The following is a 12,165-nucleotide window of genomic DNA, read 5'->3' as shown; positions in this document are numbered from 1 at the left end:
CGGCGCAGGTAAACCGTGCCGTTGAGATGGACTGGGAAGCAGATTAACGGCTGTTGCGGGTCAGTTTTTCCAGATCGGACTCGATCTCGGTGATTTTGTTCGACACCACATTTTCCAGATGACGCAGATCTTCCAGAATTTTGCGTTTAAGATCGACTTCAACCCGATCCCGCTGACAGATTTGATCGAGTTCGTCGATCACATACCGCAAATTGGGGCTGATTTCCTGAATTTCTTTATAGCCCTGGCTGATATTATCGGCGACCACGGTTTTACGCTGGCGCGGATATTTAAACTTCACGCTTTTGGCGAAGAACTCGCCCTTATCTTTGCGGAAGTAAATTTTCAGAATGTCATTGCTGGCTTCCTGACGCAGGCTGTAACGGTCAATATCTTCGGGGTTACTGATGCCCAGGCCTTTCAGATTGTCATACATAGCGGGAGTTCCTGATTGAAGTTTAAGGTGTTCCGGCTGCGCGTTGTGAATAGTGCGTGGTGCCGTGCCGGCATGCGAACAGATAAACCCTCTGTCACGCTGGCTGCGTTTACGCCTTATCTTCACTCGGCTCGCTTGTTCCGGACCTCTGCGCTAAATGTAGACGCAAAAGTCACAGCACGGTCCAGGTTTGAAAGTAATTACTTAAATTGATGGCGCGGATTATCGCCTGGTTAATGCACAATAGCATCCGTTATTTCGCGGCGTAAAACAGGTAGGGCAGGGCGGGTTTGTAAAGTAAAGTTTACGGGCCACGCAGGGTGGCCCGTGGAGGTTAGTCGATGGTGCGCAGCAGTTCGTTGATGCCCACTTTGCCACGCGTTTTCGCGTCGACTTTTTTCACTATCACGGCGCAGTAGAGGCTGTAGCTGCCATCTTTGGAAGGCAGGTTACCGGAGACCACCACGGAACCGGCGGGAACGCGTCCGTAATGCACTTCACCGGTTTCGCGATCGTAGATTTTGGTGCTCTGACCGATATAAACGCCCATGGAGATGACCGCGCCTTCTTCCACGATTACGCCCTCAACGATCTCTGAACGTGCGCCGATAAAGCAGTTATCTTCGATGATGGTCGGATTGGCCTGCAGCGGTTCCAGCACGCCGCCGATGCCCACGCCGCCGGAGAGGTGCACGTTTTTACCAATCTGGGCACAGGAGCCTACGGTAGCCCAGGTATCGACCATAGAACCTTCATCAACATAGGCGCCGATATTGACGTAGGAAGGCATCAGCACGGTATTACGCGCAATATACGCGCCCTGACGGACGGCCGCAGGCGGAACCACGCGGAAGCCTTCCTGTTTGAAACGGGCTTCATCGTAGTCGGCAAATTTCATCGGCACTTTGTCGTAGAAGCGGCTTTCAGCGCCTTCAATCACCTGATTGTCATTGATGCGGAAAGAGAGGAGTACCGCCTTTTTCAGCCACTGATGGGTGATCCACTGACCATCGACTTTTTCCGACACGCGCAGGGCGCCGCTGTCGAGCAGGGCAATAACCTGGCTGACGGCTTCCCGCGTGATGCTGTCGGCGTTAGCGGGCGTGATTTCGGCGCGACGCTCAAAGGCGCTCTCAATAACATTCTGTAATTGTTGCATTAATTCAGATTTCCTGTATCCAGTCATCGTTCAGAAGCGGGCGCGATTACCGCCCGTTCATGCCCGAAAGGCCGTTTGCACGGCCCCGTCAGGCGTGTAAATATTTCAATCCGGGTCACACTTTATCGTTTGGATTAAGGGCTTCTGTCAACCGTTGTTGTAACAGTTCCCGCAATTCCGGACTCAGCGCGCGGCGTTCGCTGTTGGCCAGAATAAATAAATCCTCCACCCGTTCGCCAATCGTACTGATGCGCGCGCCATGCAGCGAGACGCCCAGGTCGGCAAAAACTTCTCCCACCCTGGCGAGCAGGCCGGGCTGGTCCAGCGCGATCAGCTCCATATAGGTACGCCGGTCGGTGTGGGTGGGCAGGTATTTCGCTTCCGTCTCCACGCTGAAATGTTTAAGCCGGGCAGAGGGGCGACGCATTCTGGGTGGCTGCCAGGTTGTCTGACCAATCGCCTGCTCCAGCGCCTGTCTGATCATCTCATGACGATCCCCCGCCAGCGGGCTGCCGTCGGGTTCCAGTACGATAAAGGTATCCATTGCCATTCCGTCGCGGCTGGTAAAAATCTGCGCGTCATGCACGCTCAGATTCCGCCGGTCCAGCTCACCGGCGACGGTGGCGAACAGATAGGGACGGTCCGGACTCCAGATGAAAATTTCGGTTCCGCCGCGGGTGGCCTGCGGACTGACCAGCACCAGCGGCTGACTCAGGTCGTGGTTCATCAGGTGACGGGCATGCCAGGCCAGCTGGTTCGGCGTGTGGCGCAGGAAATAGTCTGCGCGGCAGCGCCCCCATATATTATGCAGCGCCTGTTCATCAATGTTATCCATCCGCAGCAGCGCCAGCGCCTGAAGACGGTGATGACGCACCCGTTCCCGCAGATCCGGGCTGTTTTCCATTCCGCGGCGTAGCTGCTTCTCCGTCGCAAAGAAGAGCTCCCGCAGCAGGCTCTGTTTCCAGCTGTTCCAGAGATTTTCATTGGTGGCACAGATATCCGCGACCGTCAGGCAAACCAGATAGCGCAGCCGGTTCTCGTTCTGCATGACTTCGGAAAATTGCTGTATTTCGGTCGGGTCCTGAATATCCCGGCGCTGGGCGGTCACTGACATCAGCAGATGATGGCGAACCAGCCAGGATACCAGCTGCGTTTCACGGGAGTTCAGGCCGTGCAGTTCAGCGAACGCCTGAACATCCTGAGCGCCCAGTATGGAGTGATCGCCCCCGCGCCCTTTGGCAATATCATGGAACAGCGCGGCGATCAGCAGAAGTTCCCGCTGGGGCAGTCGCGGCCAGATCTCCACGCAGAGCGGATGACGCGGGCGGGTCGCTTCATCCGCAAAGCTCTCCAGTTTTTGCAGCACCCGGATAGTATGCTCATCAACCGTATAAGCGTGGAACAGGTCAAACTGCATCTGTCCGACGATGTTGCCCCACTGCGGCATATAGGCCCAGAGCACGCTATGACGATGCATCGGCACCAGCGCCCGGCTGACCGCGCCAGGGTGACGCAGGATGGAGAGAAACAGCGCGCGCGCTTCCGGGATCTGACATAACGGCTGTTTAAGACGGCGACGCGCATGCCGGAGATGGCGAAGCGTAGTGGAGTAGATGCCGGTAATTTTAGGCGTGCGCACCATGGTATAAAACATGCGCATAATCGCCTCAGGCTGGCGGGTAAATAACGCCTCATCGATCAGGTCGATAAGCGTTCCACGCAGCTGGAATTCATGATCGATCGGTCGCGGTTTTTCATCCTCGCCCAGGGCCAGGATCGCCTCATCAAAAAGCTGCAGCAGCATCTGATTAAGTTCGCTGATGCGGCGGGTGACGCGGTAAAAATCCTTCATCATCCGTTCGACCGGCTCGTTACCTTCGCCCTCATAATCGAGCCGCTGCGCCACGTTGAGCTGGCGATCGAACAGCAGGCGATTATCGTAGCGGGGCAGGGAGAGGTGCAGGGCGAAGCGGATACGCCAGAGAAAGCTCTGACACTCATTCAGCTCGTTACGCTCGGCCTGAGTCAGAAAACCGAAGCCCACCATCTCATCCAGCGAGGTGGCGCCGAAATGCCGGCGCGCCACCCACAGCAGCGTGTGGATGTCGCGTAGCCCACCGGGGCTGCTTTTAATATCCGGTTCAAGGTTGTAGCTGGTGCCGTGATAGCGCTGATGGCGGGCCTGCTGCTCCTCAATCTTCGCCGCAAAGAAGCGATCTGAGGGCCAGAAACCGTCGCTGAAGATATTCTTTTGCAGCTCCAGAAACAGCGCCACGTCGCCGCACAGCATACGGGATTCAATCAGGTTCGTCGCAACCGTCAGGTCGGAAAGCCCTTCCAGCAGACACTCTTCCAGCGTTCTGACGCTGTGGCCCACCTCCAGCTTCAGGTCCCACATCAGGGTCAGCAGTTCGCTGGCCCGCTGGGCGTTCTCTGCTGAAAGAGGAGTACGGCTGAGGATCAGCACGTCAATGTCCGAAAGGGGATGCAGCTCACCGCGCCCGTAGCCGCCGACGGCGACCAGCGCGATATCCTGCTGGCGGGAAAAGCCGAAAAAACGCCACAGGCGGCGCAGGAGGCGGTCAATAAACAGCGTCCGGGCCTCAATCAGCGACTCGGCGTCCGCACCCTCGTCAAATGCGCTAGCCAAACCCTGCTGAAACTGCTCCAGATGCTGCTTCAGCACGTCGCGCGTCAGCGCATCGTTATCCCAGCCAGCGGGTGAATCGGTCAGCCCGTACTCTTTCAGTGTCCTGGTCACGCAGTACTCCTGGTTCTCTCCACAAAGGGACAAAATAGCGATCGACTGCTGCGACAATAGCGCCCCCGGACGCCTGAGATCAAAAAAAAACCGGCATCAGCCGGTTTTTTCTTTTCTGCCGTACTTATGCCTCGTGCGTCAGAATGGCCTGAATGGTGTCATCTTTACGCAGCGTCATAATTTCACAGCCGTTTTCGGTCACCACGATGGTGTGCTCATACTGCGCGGAAAGACTGCGATCCTTGGTTTTTACCGTCCAGCCATCTTTCATACTGCGGATACGGTAATCCCCGGCATTGACCATCGGTTCGATGGTGAACGCCATACCGGGCTGAAGCACCACGCCGCCGTCATCGGCATCGTAATGCAGCACCTGAGGCTCCTCATGGAAACCTTTGCCGATGCCGTGGCCGCAGTACTCGCGCACCACGGAGAAATCCTGCGCCTCCACGAACTTCTGGATTTCGCGGCCAATCGTCCGCAGGCGAATACCGGGTTTAACCATTCGCAGCGCCAGATAGAGGCTTTCCTGGGTGACGCGGCACAGGCGCTCGCCCTGAATCGTGGGCTTACCGGCAATAAACATCTTTGAGGTATCGCCATGGTATTCATCCTTGATGACCGTGACGTCAATATTGACGATATCGCCATCCTTCAGGATTTTCTCATCGCTTGGAATACCGTGGCAGACCACTTCGTTGACCGAAATACAGACTGATTTCGGGAAGCCGTGATAGCCGAGGCTGGCAGAGATCGCCTGCTGGGTATTCACGATATAGTCGTGGCACAGACGGTCCAGTTCACCGGTGCTGACGCCCGGCTTAACGTGCTCTTCGATCATCTCAAGCACTTCTGCTGCGAGGCGACCGGCCACGCGCATCTTTTCGATTTCTTCAGGGGTCTTGATTGTAATTGCCATTAATTTTGTCCGCAGGTGCCGATAATTTCGGCAATAATAGAGGAAGTGCAGCAATGTTAGCAGCCTGCCCAGGCTCTGCCAATTGCAGTTTGTCCGTGGCGGCGTTCGGGCAACAAACATTGGCTTCACAGGCTGCTTTATGATATAAAGCGCGCCGACGATTCTCTGTGAGTCCGTTTACAGGGAAACGCATAAATCTCACTATGTGTAAATAACACACATGTATCGACACATACACCGGGGTGCCTTCAACGCCTGCGTCAGCAGCGGAGAGGTCGGTTGTATGGGATACATGGAGGCTTAACCCCAAACATTTTATAGAGGTAATCATGGCAACTGTTTCCATGCGCGACATGCTCAAGGCTGGTGTACACTTCGGTCACCAGACCCGTTACTGGAACCCGAAAATGAAGCCATTCATCTTCGGTGCTCGTAACAAGGTTCACATCATCAACCTTGAAAAAACCGTACCAATGTTCAACGACGCTCTGGCTGAGCTGACCAAAATCTCTTCCCGTAAAGGTAAGATCCTGTTCGTTGGTACCAAGCGCGCTGCAAGCGAAGCGGTAAAAGAGTCTGCGCTGAGCTGTGACCAGTTCTTCGTAAACCATCGCTGGTTGGGTGGTATGCTGACTAACTGGAAAACCGTTCGTCAGTCCATCAAGCGTCTGAAAGACCTGGAAACTCAGTCTCAGGACGGCACCTTCGACAAGCTGACCAAGAAAGAAGCGCTGATGCGTAACCGTGAACTGGCCAAGCTGGAAAACAGCCTGGGCGGGATTAAAGACATGGGCGGTCTGCCGGACGCACTGTTCGTTGTTGATGCTGACCACGAGCACATCGCGATCAAAGAAGCAAACAACCTGGGTATCCCAGTATTTGCTATCGTTGATACCAACTCTGATCCAGACGGCGTTGATTACATCATCCCAGGTAACGACGATGCAATCCGTGCTGTAAACCTGTACCTGACCGCCGTAGCGACTACCGTACGCGAAGGTCGCTCTCAGGATCTGGCTCAGCAGGCTGAAGAAAACCTCGCCGAAGCTGAGTAATAAGGATTGCTCTGAATCAGAGCCCTTATATCCGACACGCTTCCTCCCCAGGGAGGAAGGTGAAGGGTAAAATCAGATGTTAATCTGTAAGGGGCCTTTGTTGGCCCCTTTATTTTTTTCGAATTCGCTTTGCCGACTGTCACAATCGGCGGGGCAGAATGTTTCTCCCGAGAACAGGCACAGGTGAGGATCGTTTCATCGCGACCTGCCGCTGTGCTGAGCTAACCGAGGATTAGAGAATGGCTGATATTACTGCTGCTCTGGTAAAAGAACTGCGCGAGCGCACTGGCGCTGGCATGATGGATTGTAAAAAAGCGCTGACCGAAGCCAACGGCGACATCGAGCTGGCAATCGAAAACATGCGTAAATCTGGCGCGATCAAAGCGGCGAAAAAAGCAGGCAACGTAGCTGCTGACGGCGTGATCAAAACCAAAATCGACGGCAACTTCGGTGTGATTCTGGAAGTTAACTGCCAGACTGACTTCGTGGCCAAAGACAGCGGTTTCCAGGCATTCGCTGACAAAGTGCTGGAAGCGGCTGTTGCAGGCAAAATCTCTGACGTTGAAGTGCTGAAAGCACAGTTCGAAGATGAGCGCGTGGCGCTGGTTGCCAAGATCGGTGAGAACATCAACATTCGCCGCATCGCAATCCTGGAAGGCGACGTACTGGGCAGCTATCTGCACGGCGCGCGTATCGGCGTTCTGATTGCCGCTAAAAGCGCTGACGAAGAACTGGTTAAGCAGCTGGCCATGCACGTTGCGGCAAGCAAGCCAGAATTCGTTAAGCCAGAAGATGTTTCTGCTGACGTCGTAGAGAAAGAGTACCAGGTTCAGCTGGACATCGCGATGCAGTCCGGCAAGCCGAAAGAAATCGCAGAGAAAATGGTTGAAGGCCGCATGAAGAAATTCACCGGCGAAGTTTCTCTGACCGGTCAGCCTTTCGTTATCGACCCAAGCAAAACCGTTGGTCAGCTGCTGAAAGAGAAAAATGCAGACGTGACTAACTTCATCCGCTTCGAAGTGGGTGAAGGCATCGAGAAAGCGACAACCGATTTCGCAGCAGAAGTTGCGGCGATGTCCAAGCAGTCTTAATGCTTGATAAGAACCGCCAATCGGCGGTTCTTTTTTGTCTGCGCTTTGCGCCCGCTATTTTCAGTCTCATCCCAATAGCTTTTCTATGACGCTAAGAGGATGATAGTTCAGATTTAACTCCTCATATCGTAGCAACCATCCAGGAAAAAACACCATGGCGACCAATGCAAAACCTGTTTATCAACGTATCCTGCTGAAACTGAGCGGCGAAGCTCTGCAAGGTGCCGAAGGCTTCGGTATTGATGCAAGCGTGCTGGATCGTATGGCTCAGGAGATCAAAGAGCTGGTAGAGCTGGGCATTCAGGTGGGGGTGGTTATCGGTGGTGGTAATCTGTTCCGTGGCGCTGGCCTTGCGCAGGCTGGAATGAATCGCGTCGTTGGCGACCATATGGGCATGCTGGCGACCGTGATGAACGGTCTGGCGATGCGCGATGCGCTGCACCGTGCCTATGTGAACGCCCGCCTGATGTCCGCGATCCCGCTTAACGGCGTTTGTGATAACTACAGCTGGGCAGAGGCGATCAGCCTGCTGCGCAACAACCGCGTGGTGATTTTCTCTGCCGGTACCGGTAACCCGTTCTTTACCACCGATTCGGCCGCCTGCCTGCGCGGCATTGAAATTGAAGCGGACGTGGTGCTGAAGGCCACCAAAGTTGACGGCGTTTATTCAGCCGATCCGGTTAAAAATCCGGATGCGACGCTCTACGATCAGATCAGCTACACTGACGTACTGGATAAAGAGCTGAAGGTGATGGATCTTGCCGCGTTCACGCTGGCTCGTGACCATAAACTGCCTATCCGCGTGTTTAATATGAATAAGCCGGGCGCGCTCCGTCGCGTGGTAATGGGCGAAAAAGAAGGCACTCTCATTACGCAATAATATCTGTCGGGGCGTAAAATAGAGTATATTCTGCCTTCGCGGTGCATTAACGCGCTACACTCAGAAACAACGACGATTATTTGAAACCGGCCCGGCTGCACAGGGTCGGGTATTTCAATCAGAATCCAAGGGTTCCAACGTGATTAACGAAATCAGAAAAGATGCTGAAACGCGCATGGATAAATGCGTGGAAGCGTTCAAAAACCATATCAGCAAAATCCGTACCGGCCGCGCTTCGCCAAGCATCCTTGACGGGATCATGGTCGAATATTACGGTTCTGCAACGCCGCTGCGCCAGCTGGCGAGCGTCACGGTAGAAGATTCACGTACGCTGAAAATCAACGTGTTCGACCGCTCCATCAGCGCCGCAGTCGAAAAAGCGATCATGTCCTCCGATCTGGGCCTCAATCCAAGCTCAGCGGGTAGCGATATCCGCGTTCCGCTTCCTGCGCTGACCGAAGAGCGTCGTAAAGACCTGATTAAAGTGGTTCGCGGTGAAGCAGAGCAGGGACGTGTCTCCGTGCGTAACGTGCGTCGTGATGCGAACGACAAAGTTAAAGCGTTGCTGAAAGACAAAGAAATCAGTGAAGACGAAGAGCGTCGTTCACAGGAAGATATTCAGAAAATGACCGACGTCTTCATCAAAAAAGTGGATGTGGCGCTGGCAGAAAAAGAAGCGGAGCTGATGGACTTCTGAGTTCACTGGGCTTCGATAAAACGCCGTACAGATTACCGTTCATTTGAGTGGTCAGTCTTACGGCGTTTTGCATTTACTTTCCTCTCTGAAGAATCCGGCAAGCAGGCCCGTTTCTCAGTTCACTCTACAGAGCACTCTCATGAAGCAATTGACGATCCTCGGTTCAACCGGCTCTATCGGCACCAGCACGCTGGCGGTTGTCCGCGCTAACCCACATCTGTTTGCCGTTAAGGCGCTGGTGGCCGGACGTAACGTTGAGCGAATGGCGGAACAGTGTCAGGCGTTCCGGCCAGAGTGGGCAGCCATGTCAGATGAGCAGTCGGCCAGGGCGCTGAGACTTCGTCTGAAAAGCATGAACGTGGCGACCGTTGTGTTGAGTGGTGAACAGGCCGCCTGCGATCTCGCCTCACTTGATGAGGTCGATCAGGTTATGGCGGCGATCGTGGGCGCGGCAGGATTAATGCCTACCCTGGCCGCAATTCGGGCGGGTAAAAAGGTGCTTCTCGCGAATAAAGAGTCGCTTGTCACCTGCGGCCAACTTTTTCTGGAGGCGGTCAGCGCCTCAAAAGCCCAGCTGCTGCCCGTTGACAGCGAGCATAACGCCATTTTTCAGAGTTTGCCTGCTTCCCTCCAGCAACAGTTAGGGTACGCTTCTCTGGAAGATAATGGCATTGACAGCATTATCCTTACGGGGTCAGGTGGCCCCTTCCGGGAAACGCCGCTGGCTGACCTGGCGCAGATGACGCCGGATCAGGCCTGCGCGCACCCGAATTGGTCAATGGGACGAAAGATCTCTGTTGATTCGGCCACCATGATGAACAAAGGTTTAGAATATATCGAAGCCCGCTGGCTGTTTAACGCAACCGACGCCCAGATGGAAGTGATCCTGCATCCGCAGTCGGTGATCCACTCTATGGTGCGTTACCGCGACGGCAGCGTACTGGCCCAGCTGGGATCGCCAGATATGCGTACACCGATTGCACATGTGATGGCGTGGCCTCAGCGTGTGCAGTCAGGCGCCACGCCGCTGGATTTCGCCCGCATGGGGGCGATGACCTTCGCTGAGCCGGATTACGCCCGCTATCCCTGTCTGAAACTGGCCATCGACGCCTGTGAAGCAGGGCAGTCAGCCACCACCGCGCTGAATGCCGCCAATGAAATTGCCGTCTCGGCATTTCTGGATGCGCAGATTCGCTTTACCGATATTGCGGCGGTTAATATGACCGTGCTGGAGACGCTCTCCTGTCCAGAACCGACCAGCGTTGAAGCTGTACTGGAGATCGATCGCCAGGCGCGCACCGTTGCGACCGCCTGTTTGCCGCGTTTCCACGCGGCCCGGTAATTCCGCGAATTAGCCTGCCGCCATTTGTGAGGCGGAGGCGGAGATGATATAGTCTCCGGCCGCTAATTAAGATTTCAGATGCGATGAAGCGGTAATGCAGGCCGTGTGAGACACGGCTTTTTTGCGTCGGGCGGGTGAGATATTTCAGAAACTTGCATATTTCTGAGCAAAGGAAATTATTACGCGTTATGTCGTCCGAAAATCAAAACAATACCGATGACCTGCAGGGGGAAAACCCCCGTCACGTGGCCATCATTATGGATGGCAATGGCCGCTGGGCTAAGAACCAGGGGAAACTGCGCATTTCGGGCCATAAAGCCGGTGTGAAATCTGTACGCCGTGCCGTCAGTTTTGCCGTCAGCAATAAGCTGGACGCGCTGACGCTTTACGCCTTCAGCAGCGAGAACTGGAATCGTCCTCCGCAGGAAGTGATGGCGCTGATGGAGCTTTTCGTCTGGGCGCTCGACAGCGAAGTGAAAAGCCTGCATAAGCATAACGTTCGTCTGCGGATTATTGGTGACACAGGTCGCTTTAATTCACGTTTGCAGGAACGTATTCGTCGTGCCGAGGAACTTACTCAACAAAATAATGGACTCACGCTTAACATTGCCGCGAATTATGGCGGACGTTGGGATATTATTCAGGGTGTCAGAAAAATCGCAGAGCAGGTGCAGGAAGGTCTGATTCGTCCGGACCAGATCGGGGAAGATACCCTCTGCCCTTACCTCTGCCTTAATGAGCTGGCGCCGGTGGATCTGGTAATAAGGACGGGAGGAGAGCATCGAATCAGTAACTTTTTGCTGTGGCAGGTCGCCTATGCAGAGTTCTTTTTTACCGATGTTCTCTGGCCTGATTTTGATGAACAAGTCTTTGAAGGTGCACTGAATGCATTTGCACAACGAGAGCGTCGCTTTGGCGGCGCAGCACCCGGCGGCGCCTGAGCGCACTGGGGGTAATCTTTGCTGAAGTCACGCCTGATTACCGCGTTTATACTTATCCCGATTGTGATTGCAGCGCTTTTTCTGCTGCCGCCGCCAGGATTCGCTGTCGTTATCCTGGCCGTCTGCATGCTGGCCGCGTGGGAGTGGGGCCAGTTTGCCGGCCTCGCATCACGGTCACAGCGCATCTGGCTGGCCGTGCTCTGTGGGCTGCTGCTTGTCTTCATGATGTTTACGCTTCCCGCTTACCAGCATGCACTCCACCTCCCACAAATCGCCGGCTCGCTCTGGGCCGCGCTGGCGTGGTGGATTGCCGCGCTGCTGCTGGTCCTCTCCTATCCTGCTTCTGCCTCCCTGTGGCGTCATTCACGTCCGCTCCGCCTGCTGTTTGGCGCGCTGACCATTATTCCCTTTTTCTGGGGCATGCTGACGCTTCGCCAGTATCACTACGAGTCCGATCATTTTGCCGGTGCCTGGTGGCTGCTCTACGTGATGCTGCTCGTCTGGGGAGCGGACTCCGGTGCCTATATGTTTGGCCGTCTTTTCGGCAAGCATAAACTGGCGCCACGGGTTTCGCCGGGTAAAACCTGGGAAGGCTTTTTCGGTGGTCTGCTCACTTCCGCGCTGATTTCCTGGCTGTTTGGCCTGTGGGCGCCGCTGAGCGTTCCGCCACTGACGCTGTTAGTCTGTTCGATTGTGGCCGCGCTGGCGTCGGTGCTTGGCGACCTGACCGAAAGTATGTTCAAACGCGAGGCGGGTATTAAAGATAGTGGAAGTCTGATCCCTGGCCACGGCGGCATTCTCGATCGCATTGACAGCCTGACGGCTGCCGTTCCGGTATTTGCCTGCCTGCTTCTGCTGGTCTTCGGGACGATATAAGGGACTTT

Annotated in this window: 11 protein-coding genes; 7 read left to right on the top strand and 4 right to left on the bottom strand. The window is 55.0% G+C overall.

Annotation, left to right across the window (positions count from 1 at the left end):
- Nucleotides 1-43 precede the first annotated feature (43 nt).
- The 4 genes from AAH446_RS17045 to map form a co-directional block, all read right to left on the bottom strand.
- Complete coding sequence (locus tag AAH446_RS17045) at nt 44-436, bottom strand: DUF3461 family protein (protein WP_342907869.1); 393 nt, start codon at nt 434-436, stop codon at nt 44-46.
- A 334-nt stretch (nt 437-770) separates the two neighbouring features.
- On the bottom strand, nt 771-1,595 hold the full coding sequence (dapD, locus tag AAH446_RS17040; RefSeq protein ID WP_342907868.1) for a 2,3,4,5-tetrahydropyridine-2,6-dicarboxylate N-succinyltransferase: 825 nt from the start codon (nt 1,593-1,595) through the stop codon (nt 771-773).
- 115 nt (nt 1,596-1,710) lie between these two features.
- A complete protein-coding gene (glnD, locus tag AAH446_RS17035; protein ID WP_342907867.1) occupies nt 1,711-4,356 on the bottom strand; it encodes a bifunctional uridylyltransferase/uridylyl-removing protein GlnD in 2,646 nt (881 codons plus the stop codon).
- A gap of 124 nt (nt 4,357-4,480) precedes the next feature.
- Entirely contained in the window at nt 4,481-5,275 is a 795-nt protein-coding gene (map, locus tag AAH446_RS17030) for a type I methionyl aminopeptidase (protein WP_342907866.1), read from the bottom strand.
- A gap of 329 nt (nt 5,276-5,604) precedes the next feature.
- On the opposite strand from map, the gene rpsB reads away from it, so the two are divergent.
- The 7 genes from rpsB (at nt 5,605) to cdsA (ending at nt 12,157) form a co-directional block, all read left to right on the top strand.
- Nucleotides 5,605-6,330, top strand: coding sequence for a 30S ribosomal protein S2 (rpsB, locus tag AAH446_RS17025; protein ID WP_342907865.1), 726 nt, complete (start codon nt 5,605-5,607; stop codon nt 6,328-6,330).
- Nucleotides 6,331-6,569: 239 nt separating this feature from the next.
- Complete coding sequence (tsf, locus tag AAH446_RS17020; protein WP_342907864.1) at nt 6,570-7,421, top strand: translation elongation factor Ts; 852 nt, start codon at nt 6,570-6,572, stop codon at nt 7,419-7,421.
- 154 nt (nt 7,422-7,575) lie between these two features.
- Nucleotides 7,576-8,301 carry a UMP kinase gene (pyrH, locus tag AAH446_RS17015; RefSeq protein WP_024965674.1) on the top strand — a complete coding sequence of 242 codons (726 nt, stop codon included), beginning with the start codon at nt 7,576-7,578 and terminating at the stop codon, nt 8,299-8,301.
- A 139-nt stretch (nt 8,302-8,440) separates the two neighbouring features.
- The gene (gene frr / locus AAH446_RS17010; RefSeq protein WP_342907863.1) at nt 8,441-8,998 is read left to right on the top strand and encodes a ribosome recycling factor; all 558 of its coding nucleotides are present in this window, start codon (nt 8,441-8,443) and stop codon (nt 8,996-8,998) included.
- Nucleotides 8,999-9,137: 139 nt separating this feature from the next.
- Complete coding sequence (gene ispC, locus AAH446_RS17005; protein ID WP_342907862.1) at nt 9,138-10,340, top strand: 1-deoxy-D-xylulose-5-phosphate reductoisomerase; 1,203 nt, start codon at nt 9,138-9,140, stop codon at nt 10,338-10,340.
- A gap of 188 nt (nt 10,341-10,528) precedes the next feature.
- The gene (gene ispU, locus AAH446_RS17000) at nt 10,529-11,281 is read left to right on the top strand and encodes a (2E,6E)-farnesyl-diphosphate-specific ditrans,polycis-undecaprenyl-diphosphate synthase (RefSeq protein WP_342907861.1); all 753 of its coding nucleotides are present in this window, start codon (nt 10,529-10,531) and stop codon (nt 11,279-11,281) included.
- Between the two features lie 18 nt (nt 11,282-11,299).
- The gene (gene cdsA / locus AAH446_RS16995; protein ID WP_342907860.1) at nt 11,300-12,157 is read left to right on the top strand and encodes a phosphatidate cytidylyltransferase; all 858 of its coding nucleotides are present in this window, start codon (nt 11,300-11,302) and stop codon (nt 12,155-12,157) included.
- Nucleotides 12,158-12,165 lie beyond the last annotated feature (8 nt).

Origin of the sequence: Erwinia psychrophila (assembly GCF_039023475.1) — a bacterium.
Taxonomy (GTDB): domain Bacteria; phylum Pseudomonadota; class Gammaproteobacteria; order Enterobacterales; family Enterobacteriaceae; genus Erwinia.
This window is presented reverse-complemented; position numbering and strand designations above follow the sequence as displayed.